We start from the raw sequence: 17,799 nt of genomic DNA on the forward strand, positions 1-17,799 counted from the left end.
ATGTGTACGTATTTTGGATTGAAATGTTTACTTTTTATGGTATCGTGGTTTCACCTCATTGAGGAAAACAACTATCGCAAACGAGCTTTACAGGATCGCCATCATGCAAAAAGACGCGCTGAACAACGTACATATCACTGACGAACAGGTTTTAATCACTCCGGATCAGCTGAAAGCAGAATTCCCGCTGAGCGTCGCGCAGGAGGCTCAGATCGAGCACTCTCGCCAGACCATTTCTGACATTATCGCCGGCCGCGATCCGCGCCTGCTGGTGGTATGCGGTCCTTGCTCTATTCACGATCCTGAAACCGCCATTGAGTACGCTCGTCGATTTAAAGCATTAGCGGAGGAGGTCAGCGATAGCCTCTATCTGGTGATGCGCGTCTATTTTGAGAAGCCGCGTACGACCGTCGGCTGGAAAGGGTTGATTAACGATCCGCACATGGATGGCTCGTTTGATGTGGAAGCAGGCCTGAAGATTGCTCGTCGCCTGCTGGTGGAGCTGGTTAGCATGGGGCTGCCGCTGGCAACCGAAGCGCTGGATCCAAACAGCCCGCAGTACCTGGGCGATCTGTTCAGCTGGTCCGCGATTGGTGCGCGTACCACGGAATCACAAACCCACCGCGAGATGGCGTCTGGCCTGTCGATGCCGGTTGGCTTTAAAAACGGTACCGATGGCAGCCTGGCGACGGCGATCAACGCCATGCGCGCTGCCGCCATGCCGCACCGTTTCGTCGGTATTAACCAGGCGGGCCAGGTATGCCTCCTGCAAACGCAGGGTAACCCGGACGGCCATGTGATCCTGCGCGGCGGGAAAGCACCTAACTACAGCCCGGCGGACGTGGCGCAGTGTGAAAAAGAGATGGAGCAGGCGGGACTGCGCCCGGCACTGATGGTAGATTGCAGTCATGGTAATTCGAATAAAGATTACCGTCGCCAGCCTGCGGTTGCGGAATCCGTGATCGCACAGATCAAAGATGGCAACCGTTCGATTATCGGTCTGATGATTGAGAGCAACATTCATGAAGGCAATCAGTCATCTGAACAACCGCGCAGCGCAATGAAGCACGGCGTCTCCGTGACGGATGCCTGCATCAGCTGGGAGACGACCGATGCGCTGCTGCGTGAGATCCACAAAGATTTGAACGGCCAGCTGGCGACGCGTCTGGCTTAAGAGGTTTGTTATGGTTGCTGAATTGACCGCACTGCGCGATCAAATTGATGAAGTAGATAAGGCGCTGCTGGACCTGCTGGCGCGCCGCATGGCGCTGGTTGCCGAAGTCGGTGAGGTGAAAAGCAAATACGGCCTGCCGATTTACGTCCCGGAGCGCGAAGCCTCAATGCTGGCCTCCCGTCGTAAAGAGGCGCAGGCGCTGGGCGTTTCGCCAAATCTGATTGAGGATGTTCTGCGTCGCGTGATGCGGGAGTCCTATTCCAGCGAAAACGACAAGGGCTTCAAAACCCTCTGTCCGTCCCTGCGTCCGGTGGTGATTGTCGGCGGGGCAGGACAGATGGGGCGTCTGTTTGAAAAAATGCTGACGCTTTCTGGCTATCAGGTGCGCATTCTGGAAAAAGAGGACTGGGCGCATGCTCCGGAACTTATGAAAGATGCCGGGATGGTTATCGTCAGCGTGCCGATCCACGTGACGGAGCAGATCATCGAAAAGCTGCCTCCTTTACCGAAAGACTGCATCCTGGTGGATCTGGCCTCCGTCAAAAATGGTCCGCTGCAGGCCATGCTGGCTGCACATACGGGCCCGGTGCTGGGTCTACACCCGATGTTTGGCCCGGACAGCGGCAGCCTGGCAAAGCAGGTGGTGGTTTACTGCGACGGTCGTCAGCCGGAAGCCTATCAGTGGTTCCTGGAACAGATTCAGGTATGGGGGGCGCGACTGCACCGCATCAGCGCGGTCGAGCACGATCAGAACATGGCGTTCATTCAGGCGCTGCGCCACTTTGCGACGTTTGCTTACGGTCTGCATCTGGCGGAAGAGAACGTGCAGCTTGAACAGCTGCTAGCGCTCTCTTCACCTATCTATCGTCTGGAGCTGGCGATGGTCGGGCGCCTGTTTGCTCAGGATCCGCAGCTTTACGCGGACATTATTATGTCCTCCGAGAACAACCTGGCGCTCATCAAGCGCTACTATCAGCGCTTTGGTGAAGCCATTACGCTGCTGGAGCACGGAGACAAGCAGGCGTTTATCGACAGCTTCCGCAAGGTTGAGCACTGGTTTGGCGATTACGCGCAGCGTTTCCAGAGTGAGAGCCGGACGCTGTTGCGCCAGGCAAATGACAGTCGCCAGTAATGCGATGATGTATATACTGAAAGCCAGCAATGCTGGCTTTTTTTATTTTGGGGAACTGTCATGGCCGAACCGCAGCTGCTGTTGAATTACACCGGGCATCTGCCTGAATGCCCGACGTGGAGCGAAGAAGAACACGCGCTCTACTGGGCCGATATTCTGGAAGGGGAGATCCACCGCTACCATCTGCCGACGGCAGAACACACCGTGCTCTCTTTCCATGAGGAGGTGGGCTGTTTCGCGCTGCGCGAGCAGGGTGGTTTTATCGTTGCGATGCGAACGGGTATCTGGCTGACCGATAAACACGGCCTGCTGCGCCGCAAGGTGTGTGATAACCCCTCTAACCCGCAGCTTGCACGTTTTAACGACGGCGGCACCGATTATCTGGGGCGGTTCTACGCGGGCACGTTTTGGGGGCCGGGAGATTACAACGGCGCGTTGCTGATGCGCATCGACAACGACCTGACGCCGAAAGTGATCCAGTGCGATATTCATGGGCACAACGGCTTAGCGTTTAGCCCGGACAAGCGGTGGATGTTTATCTCAGACACGCCAAACGGCGTTATTTACCGCACGCCGCTTGACGAGCAGGGCGAACCCGGCAGGCGTGAGGTGTTTCGTCAGTTTAAAGAGGGCGAAGGCATACCGGACGGCGCGGCCATGGATGTGGAAGGTTGCTACTGGAGCGCGCTGTTTGACGGCTGGGGTATTGCGCGTTTTTCTCCGCAAGGGGAGCAACTGGAAGAGTACCGCATGCCGGTGCGTTGCCCGACGATGGTCTGTTTTGGCGGTGATGATATGAAAACGCTGTTCATTACCACCACGCGGGAAAATATGGATGCGGAGGAGGTGGCGAAGTATCCGCTCTCCGGCGCCATCTTCACCCTGCCTGTCAGCGTGGCAGGGATGAAGAAAAGCCGGTTTATCGAACGTTAAGCCGGGTCAACCGGGACCACGTTCTCGCTCGGATAGCAGCCCAGCACCTTCATGGAGCGCGTGATCTCGCCCAGTTCGCGCAGGGCTTTCTGCATGGATGCAGATTCCAGGTTGGCCTGGATATCAAGGTAGAACATCTCTTCCCACGGATTACCGTGAATCGGACGTGATTCCAGCTTCGTCATGATCAGATTGTGATTACGCAGCACCAGCAGGGCTTCAACCAGCGCACCGGCCTGCTGGCCGGTGGCCATCAGCAGGGTCGTTTTAGCCGGAACCTGATCCGAGACATCAATAGCTTTACGCGCCAGCACCACGAAACGGGTGATGTTTTGCGTCTGGTTTGCCAGATTGCGTTCCAGTACCTGTAAACCATACAGCGCGCCGCCCGCTTCGCTGCCGAGCGCAGCGACGGTTGGGGAGTTAGCCTGCGCCACTTTTTCCATCGCCGCCGAGGTGCTTTCGGTGTATTCAATTTTCCAGTTCGGATAGCGGTTCAGGAACTGGCTGCACTGCTGGAACGGCTGTGGATGACTGTAGACCGTTTCGATCTTGCTCAGGTCGGTTGAGCCGGAAACCAGCACGCAGTGGTCGATTGGGATCGTCAGCTCGCCAACCAGCGACAGGCTGGTGTGCTGCAGCAAATCGTAGACATCATTAATGGCGCCGGAGCTGGTGTTCTCAATAGGCACCACGGCGTAATCCGCCTGGCCGGTCTCAACCTGATTAAATATGTCGGCAAACTTCGCACAGCCGCTCTCGATAAATTCTTCGAAATGGCGTGCGGCATACTGACGTGCGGCCAGGTGAGAATAAGAGCCCTTCGGACCGAGGAAGGCGATACGCGCAGAGTGCGGATTGGTTTTGTTCAGATGCTGCTGGAGTAACGCTTGCTGGGTGAGAACGGAGTCTTCGATGATGAGCTGGAACAACCGGGTGATGTAGTGGGCATCGAGGTGATGCGCTTTACCGAGCTGGATCAGCCGCTCCAGCAGATCGCGCTCGCGGTCGATATCACGTACCGGGCGATGGGAGTCCAGCTTGGCTTTACCCACTTCGACGGCGAGCGTGCGGCGTTCGGCCAGCAGCGCCAGTAATTTCTCGTCCAGCGCGCTGATTTTTACGCGCAGATCCAGTAACGGGTTTTCCGGTGTCATAGTGTTGCCTGTCTCATTTTATCGTTATCAATAAAAAAGGCCTCCCGCTGTGGGAGGCCTTGTTGTTCGTCTTCGCATTCTTTATCACACGACGAAACGCCTCCCAGTCAGGGGAAGGTAAAAAAGAATGCGAAGAAGAACGGCGTAAGTTTCATGAAGTCATCCTGTGATTGATACCGTTAAAGTACCCGTACTGTTTTCACCCTGTCAATAAAAAACAAAAAACGCGCCCGAAGGCGCGTTGGCGGTACACTCAATTTAAAGGATTACTCTTCTTCAACTTCTTCCGCGAAGCTGGCGTCTTTCACCGATGTTGCGGCGCGACGGGCTTCACCTTTGTGTTGCACTTTATTGAGCTGCCGTTCCAGCTTGTTGATCAAATCGTTAATCGCGGTGTACATATCCTCGTGTTTTGCGCTGGCGACCAGATGGCCGTTTGGAGTATTGATAGTTGCGTCAGCGATGAAACCCTGCGGCTCCTTGGACAGGATGATATGTGGATTAATCAAATGAGTTTGCCATTTATCCAGTTTGGCGAGACGGTCTGCGACGTGCTGGCGGATTGCCGGAGTAATTTCCATTTGTTTACTGGTAATGTTCATTGTCATAAATTTTACCTCTTGTCTTTCCGTCTTGGTGATTCCAGCATACCCGACCTAATGTCAAAATGTGTGATTTAGATCACGTTATTTTGTCGGTTTTTGTCAGGGAATCTTTTTTGTGAGGCAGGGCAGGAAGAGGTGAGATTTACCTTGTCGAAGGCAAAAATTGGGGCCATAGTTGACTGGATGTGTTGGGGCTAACGTGGTTCAGCGACGCGCTAAAATGAATAAAAAAACGGCAGCCTTCGGGCTGCCGTTTTGCATTGAGGCAAGATCAGGTGTTGCTGCTGTTCGCGGCGATGATTTTCGCCACTTTTTCAGCCTGAGCTGTCATCTGCATCTGACGGTAAGCGTTTTCCATCAGCTTCAGGCCGTCGCGCGTTGCCTGAGTATCCGGATAATCACGCAGCATACCTTCTACGCGGTTAACCACGGCAACCCATGCGCCACGGCGGGTATAGTATTCCGCTACGGAGTATTCATATTTCGCCAGACGATCTTTCAGGAACACCAGACGTTTGGTGGCGTCGGTCACGTACTGACTGTTCGGATAGCCGCGCACCAGCTTGGAGAAGTCATTGAAGGCATCACGCGCATGCTGCGGGTCACGGTCTGAACGATCCACGCCGAAGAAGCCCTGCAGCGCACTGTCGTCCAGCGCCATGTTGGTGAGGCCGCGCATGTACATCACATAGTCGATGTTAGGATGAGTCGGGTTCAGACGTATGAAACGATCGATGGTTGCCTGAGCCAGCGGCAGATCGGCATTTTTATAGTATGCATAGATGAGATCTAACTGTACCTGCTGCGAATACGGACCAAATGGATAGCGATTATCCAACGCTTCCAGTTGCGTTATCGCCTGTTTCCAGTTACCGTCCTGCAACTTTTGTTGTGCAGTCGCATAGATTTCATTCGGCGGATTGTCAGGGACCTGTTCATTTGAACCGGAGCAGCCCACCAAAGCCAGGCTCAACGTGGCCGCTGCCACCAGATATTTCATGCGCGTCATGACGTTTTGACTTTCCTCAAATGTTTGTCCGGGAGAAACTCTGTTCCTGCTCCCGATTAAGACCAGCTACAATAGCACACTATATTAAACGGCAAAGCCGTAAAACCCAACGTTAAACGAAGAAGCAGTTTATGGCACAACGAGTAGAACTCACCGCAACAGTCTCCGAAAATCAGCTCGGTCAACGCTTAGATCAGGCTTTGGCCGAATTGTTCCCTGATTATTCGCGTTCACGCATAAAAGAATGGATCCTTGACCAGCGCGTGCTGGTAAACGGCAAGATCTGGGACAAACCAAAAGAGAAAGTGTTAGGTGGGGAAGCTGTCGCCATCAATGCTGAAATCGAAGAGGAAATCCGCTTCGAGCCGCAGGATATCCCACTGGACATCGTCTATGAAGATGATGACATTCTGGTGATCAATAAGCCGCGCGACCTGGTTGTTCATCCGGGCGCGGGGAATCCTGACGGTACGGTACTTAACGCACTTCTCCATTACTATCCGCCGATCGCGGATGTCCCGCGCGCGGGCATCGTGCACCGTCTGGATAAAGACACCACCGGCTTGATGGTGGTGGCGAAGACCGTTCCTGCTCAGACCCGTCTGGTGGAGTCGCTGCAGCTGCGCGAAATCACCCGCGAGTATGAAGCCGTAGCCATTGGGCATATGACCTCTGGCGGAACGGTGGAAGAGCCAATCAGCCGTCACCCAACCAAACGTACCCATATGTCGGTGCATCCGATGGGTAAACCGGCGGTGACGCACTATCGCATTATGGAACACTTCCGTATTCATACGCGCCTGCGTCTGCGTCTGGAAACCGGGCGTACTCACCAGATCCGCGTGCATATGGCCCACATTACCCATCCGCTGGTGGGGGATCAGGTCTACGGCGGTCGTCCGCGTCCGCCTAAAGGCGCATCGGATGAGTTCATCAGCGTATTGCGAAAATTCGATCGTCAGGCGCTGCACGCGACCATGCTGCGTCTTTATCACCCTATCACCGGTATTCAGATGGAGTGGCATGCGCCTATCCCGCAGGATATGGTGGACCTTATTGACGCCATGCGTGCTGATTTCGAAGAACATAAGGATCAAGTGGACTGGTTATGACCAAACTGATTGTCCCGGAGTGGCCATTGCCTGCGGGCGTGGCTGCCTGTAGTTCAACCCGTATTGGCGGTGTTAGCCAGGGCGCGTGGGAGTCTTTGAACCTCGGTGCGCACTGTGGCGACAACCTGGAACACGTTGAAGAGAACCGCAGGCGTCTGTTTGCTGCGGGGAACTTGCCGTCGAAACCGGTCTGGCTGGAACAGGTTCATGGTAACGCGGTACTGAAGTTGACGGGGGAACCCTATGCTTCTAAACGCGCTGATGCCTCTTACAGCAATACTCCGGGAACCGTTTGTGCCGTGATGACCGCCGATTGTCTGCCGGTTCTGTTCTGTAACCGTGCAGGTACCGAGGTGGCAGCAGCACACGCGGGCTGGCGTGGTCTGTGTGAAGGCGTGCTCGAAGAAACCGTCGCCTGCTTTAACGATGAGCCCGCCAATATTATGGCCTGGCTTGGCCCGGCCATTGGTCCTCGTGCTTTTGAAGTGGGGCCAGAGGTGCGCGAAGCCTTTATGGAAAAAGATCCGCAAGCGGTGGAAGCTTTCCTGCCTTCGGGGGATAAATATCTGGCCGATATTTACCAGCTCGCCCGCCAGCGCCTGAATAACGTCGGCGTGACGCAGATCTTCGGCGGCGATCGCTGCACATTCACCGAAAAGGGTGATTTTTTCTCCTATCGTCGCGACAAGACCACGGGACGTATGGCAAGTTTCATTTGGCTGATATAACCTAAAGAATCAAGACGATCCGGTACGTGCCGTTTTCTTTTCACATAATTCAGGTCATTAACCTTGAATAATTGAGGGATGACCTCATTTAATCTCCAGTAGCAAATTTGACCTGTTATGGGAGGAGTTATGCGTCTGGATCGTCTTACTAATAAATTCCAGCTTGCTCTCGCCGATGCCCAGTCCCTCGCACTGGGGCACGACAACCAATTTATCGAACCTCTTCATTTAATGAGCGCCTTGCTGAATCAGGAAGGGGGATCGGTACGTCCTTTATTAACGTCCGCTGGCATTAATGCTGGCCAGTTACGCACCGCTATCGATCAGGCGCTGAGCCGTTTGCCGCAGGTAGAAGGTACCGGCGGCGACGTTCAGCCGTCGCAGGATCTGGTACGCGTGCTGAACCTTTGCGACAAGCTGGCGCAAAAACGTGGGGACAACTTTATTTCGTCAGAGCTGTTTGTTCTGGCGGCGCTTGAATCACGCGGTACCTTGACCGACCTGCTGAAATCTGCCGGTGCGACCACCGCCAATGTGACTCAGGCGATTGAGAAAATGCGCGGAGGTGAAAGCGTGAACGATCAGGGAGCCGAAGACCAACGTCAGGCTTTGAAGAAATTTACGGTCGATCTGACCGAGCGTGCTGAGCAGGGCAAACTTGACCCGGTTATCGGCCGTGATGAAGAAATTCGCCGTACAATTCAGGTACTGCAACGTCGTACCAAGAACAACCCGGTGCTGATTGGTGAGCCGGGCGTCGGTAAAACCGCCATTGTTGAAGGGCTGGCGCAGCGTATCGTCAACGGTGAAGTGCCGGAAGGCCTGAAAGGTCGCCGCGTACTGGCGCTGGATATGGGCGCGCTGGTGGCCGGTGCGAAATACCGCGGCGAGTTCGAAGAGCGTCTCAAAGGCGTGCTTAACGACCTGGCGAAGCAGGAAGGCAACGTTATCCTGTTTATCGACGAACTGCACACCATGGTCGGTGCCGGTAAAGCGGACGGCGCGATGGATGCCGGGAACATGCTGAAACCTGCGCTGGCGCGCGGTGAACTTCACTGCGTCGGCGCCACTACGCTTGACGAGTATCGTCAGTACATTGAGAAAGATGCTGCGCTGGAACGTCGCTTCCAGAAAGTGTTTGTTGCTGAGCCAAGCGTTGAAGATACCATCGCGATCCTGCGTGGTCTGAAAGAGCGCTATGAGCTGCACCACCATGTGCAAATTACTGACCCGGCCATCGTTGCGGCGGCGACGCTTTCGCATCGTTATATCGCTGACCGTCAGCTGCCGGACAAAGCGATTGACCTGATCGACGAAGCTGCATCAAGCATTCGTATGCAGATTGACTCGAAGCCGGAAGAGCTGGACCGACTCGACCGACGCATTATTCAGCTCAAGCTGGAGCAGCAGGCGCTGAAGAAAGAGTCTGATGAAGCCAGTAAGAAACGCCTGGATATGCTCAATGAAGAACTGGACGATAAAGAGCGCCAGTATTCTGAGCTGGAAGAAGAGTGGAAAGCCGAGAAAGCTTCCCTTTCCGGCACCCAGACGATCAAAGCAGAACTCGAACAGGCAAAAATTGCCATTGAGCAGGCTCGCCGTGTCGGCGATCTGGCGCGGATGTCTGAACTGCAGTACGGCAAAATTCCTGAGCTGGAAAAACAGCTTGAGATAGCGACGCAGTCAGAAGGGAAAACGATGCGTCTGTTACGTAATAAAGTGACGGATGCAGAAATCGCGGAAGTGCTTGCTCGCTGGACCGGTATTCCGGTGGCGCGCATGCTGGAAGGCGAGCGTGAAAAACTGCTGCGCATGGAGCAAGATCTCCACAATCGGGTGATTGGTCAGAACGAAGCGGTTGAGGCGGTATCGAACGCTATTCGCCGTAGCCGAGCGGGGCTGTCCGATCCAAACCGCCCGATTGGTTCGTTCCTGTTCCTGGGGCCGACGGGTGTCGGTAAAACCGAGCTGTGTAAAGCGCTGGCAAACTTTATGTTCGACAGCGACGATGCGATGGTGCGTATCGACATGTCTGAGTTTATGGAGAAACACTCCGTCTCACGTCTGGTCGGTGCGCCTCCGGGATACGTTGGTTATGAAGAAGGTGGCTATCTGACAGAAGCGGTTCGCCGTCGCCCTTATTCCGTCATCCTGCTGGATGAAGTGGAAAAAGCGCATCCGGATGTGTTCAACATCCTGCTTCAGGTGCTGGATGATGGCCGTCTGACCGACGGGCAGGGGAGAACGGTCGACTTCCGTAATACGGTTGTCATTATGACCTCTAACCTGGGTTCCGATTTGATTCAGGAACGTTTCGGCGAACTGGACTATAGCCATATGAAGGATCTGGTGCTGGCGGTCGTGAGCCAAAACTTCCGTCCGGAGTTCATCAACCGTATTGATGAAGTGGTGGTCTTCCATCCTCTTGGTGAGAAACACATTGCGTCGATTGCACAGATCCAGCTGCAGCGTCTGTATAAACGTCTGGAAGAGCGTGGGTATGAAATTCACATCTCCGACGAGGCGCTGAAGCTGCTGAGCGAGAATGGTTACGATCCGGTGTACGGTGCACGTCCATTGAAGCGTGCTATCCAGCAGCAGATCGAAAACCCACTGGCGCAGCAGATCCTCTCCGGAGAGTTGATCCCAGGCAAAGTTATCCGTCTGGAAGCCAACGACGATCGCATTGTGGCAGTGCAGTAAGTCACAAAACGCAAAAACGAGCCGCTTGCGGCTCGTTTTTGTTTAAAAACCAGGCGAAAATTGAGGTCTGGAGTTAGTTTTGCCTGGAAAGTGAGCAGTCAGTAAATAAATTTAACTTTATCCTTGCAGGTTCGGAATTACTCCCTATAATGCGCCTCCACTGACACGGAACAACGGCACACACGCCGCCGGGTCAACAGAGAAAAGCGAAAATAAACGCTTGACTCTGAAGCGGGAAAGCGTAATATGCACACCCCGCGCCGCTGCGAAAAAGCGAAGCGGCACTGCTCTTTAACAATTTATCAGACAATCTGTGTGGGCACTCAAAGTGACATGGATTCTTAATGTCTTCGGACAATAAATGAATACCAAGTCTCTGAGTGAACATACGTAATTCATTACGAAGTTTAATTCACGAGCATCAAACTTAAATTGAAGAGTTTGATCATGGCTCAGATTGAACGCTGGCGGCAGGCCTAACACATGCAAGTCGAGCGGTAGCACAGGGAGCTTGCTCCTGGGTGACGAGCGGCGGACGGGTGAGTAATGTCTGGGAAACTGCCTGATGGAGGGGGATAACTACTGGAAACGGTAGCTAATACCGCATAACGTCGCAAGACCAAAGAGGGGGACCTTCGGGCCTCTTGCCATCAGATGTGCCCAGATGGGATTAGCTAGTAGGTGGGGTAACGGCTCACCTAGGCGACGATCCCTAGCTGGTCTGAGAGGATGACCAGCCACACTGGAACTGAGACACGGTCCAGACTCCTACGGGAGGCAGCAGTGGGGAATATTGCACAATGGGCGCAAGCCTGATGCAGCCATGCCGCGTGTATGAAGAAGGCCTTCGGGTTGTAAAGTACTTTCAGCGGGGAGGAAGGTGTTGAGGTTAATAACCTCAGCAATTGACGTTACCCGCAGAAGAAGCACCGGCTAACTCCGTGCCAGCAGCCGCGGTAATACGGAGGGTGCAAGCGTTAATCGGAATTACTGGGCGTAAAGCGCACGCAGGCGGTCTGTCAAGTCGGATGTGAAATCCCCGGGCTCAACCTGGGAACTGCATTCGAAACTGGCAGGCTAGAGTCTTGTAGAGGGGGGTAGAATTCCAGGTGTAGCGGTGAAATGCGTAGAGATCTGGAGGAATACCGGTGGCGAAGGCGGCCCCCTGGACAAAGACTGACGCTCAGGTGCGAAAGCGTGGGGAGCAAACAGGATTAGATACCCTGGTAGTCCACGCCGTAAACGATGTCGACTTGGAGGTTGTGCCCTTGAGGCGTGGCTTCCGGAGCTAACGCGTTAAGTCGACCGCCTGGGGAGTACGGCCGCAAGGTTAAAACTCAAATGAATTGACGGGGGCCCGCACAAGCGGTGGAGCATGTGGTTTAATTCGATGCAACGCGAAGAACCTTACCTACTCTTGACATCCAGAGAACTTAGCAGAGATGCTTTGGTGCCTTCGGGAACTCTGAGACAGGTGCTGCATGGCTGTCGTCAGCTCGTGTTGTGAAATGTTGGGTTAAGTCCCGCAACGAGCGCAACCCTTATCCTTTGTTGCCAGCGGTCCGGCCGGGAACTCAAAGGAGACTGCCAGTGATAAACTGGAGGAAGGTGGGGATGACGTCAAGTCATCATGGCCCTTACGAGTAGGGCTACACACGTGCTACAATGGCGCATACAAAGAGAAGCGACCTCGCGAGAGCAAGCGGACCTCATAAAGTGCGTCGTAGTCCGGATTGGAGTCTGCAACTCGACTCCATGAAGTCGGAATCGCTAGTAATCGTAGATCAGAATGCTACGGTGAATACGTTCCCGGGCCTTGTACACACCGCCCGTCACACCATGGGAGTGGGTTGCAAAAGAAGTAGGTAGCTTAACCTTCGGGAGGGCGCTTACCACTTTGTGATTCATGACTGGGGTGAAGTCGTAACAAGGTAACCGTAGGGGAACCTGCGGTTGGATCACCTCCTTACCTTAAAGAACCTGCCTTTGTAGTGCTCACACAGATTGTCTGATGAAAAGTAAATAGCAAGGCGTCTTGCGATTGAGACTTCAGTGTCCCCTTCGTCTAGAGGCCCAGGACACCGCCCTTTCACGGCGGTAACAGGGGTTCGAATCCCCTAGGGGACGCCACTTGCTGGTTCGTGAGTGAAAGTCACCTGCCTTAATATCTCAAAACTCATCTTCGGGTGACGTTTGAGATATTTGCTCTTTAAAAATCTGGATCAAGCTGAAAATTGAAACGACACACATGTTATGTGTGTTCGAGTCTCTCAAATTTTCGCAATTTGATGATGAATCGAAAGAAACATCTTCGGGTTGTGAGGTTAAGCGACTAAGCGTACACGGTGGATGCCCTGGCAGTCAGAGGCGATGAAGGACGTGCTAATCTGCGAAAAGCGCCGGCGAGGTGATATGAACCTTTGACCCGGCGATGTCCGAATGGGGAAACCCAGTGTGATTCGTTGCACTATCGTTAACTGAATACATAGGTTAACGAGGCGAACCGGGGGAACTGAAACATCTAAGTACCCCGAGGAAAAGAAATCAACCGAGATTCCCCCAGTAGCGGCGAGCGAACGGGGAGCAGCCCAGAGTCTGAATCAGCTTGTGTGTTAGTGGAAGCGTCTGGAAAGTCGCACGGTACAGGGTGACAGTCCCGTACACGAAAGCACACAGGCTGTGAACTCGAAGAGTAGGGCGGGACACGTGGTATCCTGTCTGAATATGGGGGGACCATCCTCCAAGGCTAAATACTCCTGACTGACCGATAGTGAACCAGTACCGTGAGGGAAAGGCGAAAAGAACCCCGGCGAGGGGAGTGAAAAAGAACCTGAAACCGTGTACGTACAAGCAGTGGGAGCACCTTCGTGGTGTGACTGCGTACCTTTTGTATAATGGGTCAGCGACTTATATTCTGTAGCAAGGTTAACCGTATAGGGGAGCCGAAGGGAAACCGAGTCTTAACTGGGCGTTAAGTTGCAGGGTATAGACCCGAAACCCGGTGATCTAGCCATGGGCAGGTTGAAGGTTGGGTAACACTAACTGGAGGACCGAACCGACTAATGTTGAAAAATTAGCGGATGACTTGTGGCTGGGGGTGAAAGGCCAATCAAACCGGGAGATAGCTGGTTCTCCCCGAAAGCTATTTAGGTAGCGCCTCGTGAACTCATCTTCGGGGGTAGAGCACTGTTTCGGCTAGGGGGCCATCCCGGCTTACCAACCCGATGCAAACTACGAATACCGAAGAATGTTATCACGGGAGACACACGGCGGGTGCTAACGTCCGTCGTGAAGAGGGAAACAACCCAGACCGCCAGCTAAGGTCCCAAAGTCATGGTTAAGTGGGAAACGATGTGGGAAGGCACAGACAGCCAGGATGTTGGCTTAGAAGCAGCCATCATTTAAAGAAAGCGTAATAGCTCACTGGTCGAGTCGGCCTGCGCGGAAGATGTAACGGGGCTAAACCATGCACCGAAGCTGCGGCAGCGACGCTTATGCGTTGTTGGGTAGGGGAGCGTTCTGTAAGCCGTTGAAGGTGTCCTGTGAGGGGTGCTGGAGGTATCAGAAGTGCGAATGCTGACATAAGTAACGATAATGCGGGTGAAAAGCCCGCACGCCGGAAGACCAAGGGTTCCTGTCCAACGTTAATCGGGGCAGGGTGAGTCGACCCCTAAGGCGAGGCCGAAAGGCGTAGTCGATGGGAAACAGGTTAATATTCCTGTACTTGGTGTTACTGCGAAGGGGGGACGGAGAAGGCTATGTTAGCCGGGCGACGGTTGTCCCGGTTTAAGCATGTAGGCGGGAGTTTTAGGTAAATCCGGAACTCTTTTAACGCTGAGGTGTGATGACGAGGCACTACGGTGCTGAAGTAACAAATGCCCTGCTTCCAGGAAAAGCCTCTAAGCATCAGGTAACACGAAATCGTACCCCAAACCGACACAGGTGGTCAGGTAGAGAATACCAAGGCGCTTGAGAGAACTCGGGTGAAGGAACTAGGCAAAATGGTGCCGTAACTTCGGGAGAAGGCACGCTGATATGTAGGTGAAGCCCCTGCGGGTGGAGCTGAAATCAGTCGAAGATACCAGCTGGCTGCAACTGTTTATTAAAAACACAGCACTGTGCAAACACGAAAGTGGACGTATACGGTGTGACGCCTGCCCGGTGCCGGAAGGTTAATTGATGGGGTTAGCGGCAACGCGAAGCTCTTGATCGAAGCCCCGGTAAACGGCGGCCGTAACTATAACGGTCCTAAGGTAGCGAAATTCCTTGTCGGGTAAGTTCCGACCTGCACGAATGGCGTAATGATGGCCAGGCTGTCTCCACCCGAGACTCAGTGAAATTGAACTCGCTGTGAAGATGCAGTGTACCCGCGGCAAGACGGAAAGACCCCGTGAACCTTTACTATAGCTTGACACTGAACACTGGTCCTTGATGTGTAGGATAGGTGGGAGGCTTTGAAGCGTGGACGCCAGTCTGCGTGGAGCCGACCTTGAAATACCACCCTTTAATGGCTGGTGTTCTAACGTAGACCCGTAATCCGGGTTGCGGACAGTGTCTGGTGGGTAGTTTGACTGGGGCGGTCTCCTCCCAAAGAGTAACGGAGGAGCACGAAGGTTAGCTAATCCTGGTCGGACATCAGGAGGTTAGTGCAATGGCATAAGCTAGCTTGACTGCGAGAGTGACGGCTCGAGCAGGTGCGAAAGCAGGTCATAGTGATCCGGTGGTTCTGAATGGAAGGGCCATCGCTCAACGGATAAAAGGTACTCCGGGGATAACAGGCTGATACCGCCCAAGAGTTCATATCGACGGCGGTGTTTGGCACCTCGATGTCGGCTCATCACATCCTGGGGCTGAAGTAGGTCCCAAGGGTATGGCTGTTCGCCATTTAAAGTGGTACGCGAGCTGGGTTTAGAACGTCGTGAGACAGTTCGGTCCCTATCTGCCGTGGGCGCTGGAGAATTGAGGGGGGCTGCTCCTAGTACGAGAGGACCGGAGTGGACGCATCACTGGTGTTCGGGTTGTCATGCCAATGGCATTGCCCGGTAGCTAAATGCGGAAAAGATAAGTGCTGAAAGCATCTAAGCACGAAACTTGCCCCGAGATGAGTTCTCCCTGACTCCTTGAGAGTCCTGAAGGAACGTTGAAGACTACGACGTTGATAGGTCGGGTGTGTAAGCGCAGCGATGCGTTGAGCTAACCGATACTAATGAACCGTGAGGCTTAACCTTACAACGCCGAAGCTGTTTCGGCGGACGAGAGACAGACAATCAATTTCAGCCTGATACAGATTTAACAGAATTTGCCTGGCGGCTTTAGCGCGGTGGTCCCACCTGACCCCATGCCGAACTCAGAAGTGAAACGCCGTAGCGCCGATGGTAGTGTGGGGTCTCCCCATGCGAGAGTAGGGAACTGCCAGGCATCAATTAGAAGAACCCCGTACCGTAAGGTGCGGGGTTTTTTGCTTTGTGCTTTCCCAATCTGGCCTTTCTCTTAATCCCTTATCCTGCTAATGGAATGTGTGATCTCTGTCTCAATGTTATTTATAACAAAATTATAACATTTCATTTACGAGGTAATTGAGTCTCCTGGCTCAATACGCCGCTGTTTATGGCAGGAGCATAATCACAATGACAGAAAGTATTACATCAAACGGGACGCTGGCTAACAGTGATACCCGAAGAAGGGTATGGGCAATCGTCAGCGCCTCTTCAGGGAATCTGGTTGAATGGTTCGACTTTTACGTCTACTCATTCTGTTCACTCTATTTCGCACATATTTTCTTCCCCTCCGGCAACACCACCACGCAACTTCTTCAAACGGCGGGGGTATTTGCCGCAGGATTTTTAATGCGGCCCATCGGGGGCTGGCTGTTTGGCCGCATTGCGGATCGTCGCGGGCGTAAGGCTTCTATGCTGATCTCGGTGTGTATGATGTGCTTTGGCTCTCTGGTGATCGCCTGTTTACCGGGATATGAATCGATTGGTACCTGGGCACCGGCGCTACTTTTACTGGCCCGCTTATTCCAGGGATTATCGGTGGGCGGTGAATACGGTACCAGTGCGACCTACATGAGTGAGATTGCACTGGAAGGCCGTAAAGGTTTTTACGCCTCATTCCAGTACGTCACGCTGATTGGTGGTCAACTGCTGGCCATTCTTGTGGTGGTGATCCTGCAGCAGATTTTGACGGACGAACAACTTCACGCCTGGGGATGGCGAATTCCTTTCGCGATGGGCGCTGTGCTGGCGATCGTCGCACTTTGGCTACGCCGTCAGCTAGATGAAACCTCTCAGAAGGAAGTCAGAACGCTGAAGGAGGCGGGAACATTCAAAGGATTATGGCGTAACCGCAAAGCTTTCCTTATGGTGCTGGGCTTTACTGCGGGCGGCTCTCTTAGTTTCTACACGTTCACCACCTATATGCAAAAGTACCTGGTGAACACCACCGGCATGCACGCAAATGTCGCCAGCGTAGTCATGACCGTGGCGTTGTTTGTCTTTATGCTCATACAACCGATTATCGGTGCGCTCTCGGATAAAATCGGTCGACGCACGTCGATGCTGATTTTTGGCGGGCTGTCGGCGTTATGTACCGTACCTATTCTGTCTGCCCTTCAGCATGTGACTTCACCGTATGCCGCGTTTGCGCTGGTGATGCTGGCGATGGTGATTGTCAGTTTCTATACCTCTATCAGTGGGATACTGAAAGCTGAAATGTTCCCTGCGCAGGTACGTGCTTTAGGGGTAGGGCTATCTTATGCGGTTGCTAATGCGCTATTTGGCGGATCGGCGGAGTATGTTGCGTTGTCGCTTAAATCATGGGGAAGTGAAACGACATTCTTCTGGTACGTAACGATAATGGGCGCACTGGCCTTTGTTGTTTCCCTGATGCTGCATCGCAAAGGGAAAGGCATTCGACTTTAATAGCGCGCCATCTGCCACACGGCATAGCCGGTCGTTGCGCCGGCGACATCCCAGGCGAAATCTTTCCAGCTCCAGCCGCTCCCTGCGGGGCGGCTATCCCACAGTTCTTTTGATGCCCCAAGACCCACTGAGAACATCAACCCTATCGCCGCGCTACGATCCCGACTGTATCCCTGATGCTGCGCATATTCATTACCGGCTGCGGACAACATAGCGGAAGCAATGAAATGCTGTGCTTTATCCTGTCCGGACCAGCTATCGTTGGCCATATGGCTACAGCCACTTAGAAAGAAGACGCTCAGTAACAGAGGAATACGCATCAA

The 17,799-nt window shown here is 53.6% G+C and carries 12 protein-coding genes, 1 tRNA gene, 3 rRNA genes and 1 other annotated feature; of the genes, 11 read left to right on the top strand and 5 right to left on the bottom strand.

Annotation, left to right across the window (positions count from 1 at the left end):
- The first annotated feature begins 103 nt into the window (after positions 1 to 103).
- Genes aroF through V4835_RS06145 form a run of 3 tightly spaced genes read left to right on the top strand, consistent with a single transcriptional unit; the run spans position 104 to position 3,239 of the window.
- On the top strand, positions 104 to 1,174 hold the full coding sequence (aroF, locus tag V4835_RS06135; RefSeq protein WP_023308871.1) for a 3-deoxy-7-phosphoheptulonate synthase AroF: 1,071 nt from the start codon (positions 104 to 106) through the stop codon (positions 1,172 to 1,174).
- A gap of 10 nt (positions 1,175 to 1,184) precedes the next feature.
- Positions 1,185 to 2,306, top strand: coding sequence for a bifunctional chorismate mutase/prephenate dehydrogenase (tyrA, locus tag V4835_RS06140; RefSeq protein WP_331411536.1), 1,122 nt, complete (start codon positions 1,185 to 1,187; stop codon positions 2,304 to 2,306).
- 60 nt (positions 2,307 to 2,366) lie between these two features.
- Positions 2,367 to 3,239 (top strand): SMP-30/gluconolactonase/LRE family protein, encoded by an 873-nt coding sequence (locus V4835_RS06145; protein WP_331411537.1) that lies wholly within the window; start codon positions 2,367 to 2,369, stop codon positions 3,237 to 3,239.
- Here the strand turns inward: V4835_RS06145 and pheA are convergent.
- From pheA to bamD, 4 genes are all read right to left on the bottom strand, one after another.
- Positions 3,236 to 4,396 (bottom strand): bifunctional chorismate mutase/prephenate dehydratase, encoded by a 1,161-nt coding sequence (pheA, locus tag V4835_RS06150; RefSeq protein ID WP_331411538.1) that lies wholly within the window; start codon positions 4,394 to 4,396, stop codon positions 3,236 to 3,238. The genes V4835_RS06145 and pheA overlap by 4 nt on opposite strands.
- A gap of 30 nt (positions 4,397 to 4,426) precedes the next feature.
- Positions 4,427 to 4,552: a sequence feature (Phe leader region), on the bottom strand.
- The gene (gene pheL / locus V4835_RS06155) at positions 4,504 to 4,551 is read right to left on the bottom strand and encodes a pheA operon leader peptide PheL (RefSeq protein ID WP_100249759.1); all 48 of its coding nucleotides are present in this window, start codon (positions 4,549 to 4,551) and stop codon (positions 4,504 to 4,506) included. It overlaps the preceding feature by 48 nt.
- A gap of 110 nt (positions 4,553 to 4,662) precedes the next feature.
- Positions 4,663 to 5,004 (bottom strand): ribosome-associated translation inhibitor RaiA, encoded by a 342-nt coding sequence (gene raiA, locus V4835_RS06160; protein WP_003863162.1) that lies wholly within the window; start codon positions 5,002 to 5,004, stop codon positions 4,663 to 4,665.
- A 268-nt stretch (positions 5,005 to 5,272) separates the two neighbouring features.
- Positions 5,273 to 6,010, bottom strand: a complete 738-nt coding sequence (bamD, locus tag V4835_RS06165; RefSeq protein ID WP_063144127.1) for an outer membrane protein assembly factor BamD — start codon at positions 6,008 to 6,010, stop codon at positions 5,273 to 5,275.
- A gap of 131 nt (positions 6,011 to 6,141) precedes the next feature.
- Here bamD and rluD point away from each other — a divergent pair, with 131 nt between their 5' ends.
- The 8 genes from rluD to V4835_RS06205 all read left to right on the top strand — a co-directional run bounded on the left by rluD (position 6,142) and on the right by V4835_RS06205 (position 17,476).
- Positions 6,142 to 7,122: a 23S rRNA pseudouridine(1911/1915/1917) synthase RluD gene (rluD, locus tag V4835_RS06170; protein ID WP_023308866.1), complete on the top strand. Its 981-nt coding sequence runs from the start codon at positions 6,142 to 6,144 to the stop codon at positions 7,120 to 7,122.
- A complete protein-coding gene (yfiH, locus tag V4835_RS06175) occupies positions 7,119 to 7,850 on the top strand; it encodes a purine nucleoside phosphorylase YfiH (protein WP_059347777.1) in 732 nt (243 codons plus the stop codon). The genes rluD and yfiH overlap by 4 nt, the downstream gene beginning before the upstream one ends.
- 129 nt (positions 7,851 to 7,979) lie before the next feature.
- Positions 7,980 to 10,553 (top strand): ATP-dependent chaperone ClpB, encoded by a 2,574-nt coding sequence (clpB, locus tag V4835_RS06180; protein ID WP_331411541.1) that lies wholly within the window; start codon positions 7,980 to 7,982, stop codon positions 10,551 to 10,553.
- A gap of 429 nt (positions 10,554 to 10,982) precedes the next feature.
- A 16S ribosomal RNA gene (locus V4835_RS06185) occupies positions 10,983 to 12,522 on the top strand.
- Between the two features lie 85 nt (positions 12,523 to 12,607).
- Positions 12,608 to 12,683, top strand: a tRNA-Glu gene (locus V4835_RS06190).
- 192 nt (positions 12,684 to 12,875) lie between these two features.
- A 23S ribosomal RNA gene (locus tag V4835_RS06195) occupies positions 12,876 to 15,781 on the top strand.
- 74 nt (positions 15,782 to 15,855) lie between these two features.
- A 5S ribosomal RNA gene (rrf, locus tag V4835_RS06200) occupies positions 15,856 to 15,971 on the top strand.
- Together the 16S, 23S and 5S rRNA genes with 1 tRNA gene alongside form the textbook arrangement of a ribosomal RNA operon.
- 209 nt (positions 15,972 to 16,180) lie before the next feature.
- Positions 16,181 to 17,476 carry an MFS transporter gene (locus V4835_RS06205; protein ID WP_331411542.1) on the top strand — a complete coding sequence of 432 codons (1,296 nt, stop codon included), beginning with the start codon at positions 16,181 to 16,183 and terminating at the stop codon, positions 17,474 to 17,476.
- On the opposite strand, the gene V4835_RS06210 is transcribed toward V4835_RS06205, so the two are convergent.
- Positions 17,473 to 17,796 carry a YfiM family lipoprotein gene (locus V4835_RS06210; RefSeq protein ID WP_331411543.1) on the bottom strand — a complete coding sequence of 108 codons (324 nt, stop codon included), beginning with the start codon at positions 17,794 to 17,796 and terminating at the stop codon, positions 17,473 to 17,475. The genes V4835_RS06205 and V4835_RS06210 overlap by 4 nt on opposite strands.
- Between the last annotated feature and the right edge of the window lie 3 nt (positions 17,797 to 17,799).

The organism is Enterobacter cloacae complex sp. CARB60 (assembly GCF_036487345.1).
In the GTDB taxonomy this organism is placed as follows: Bacteria; Pseudomonadota; Gammaproteobacteria; order Enterobacterales; family Enterobacteriaceae; genus Enterobacter; species Enterobacter asburiae_D.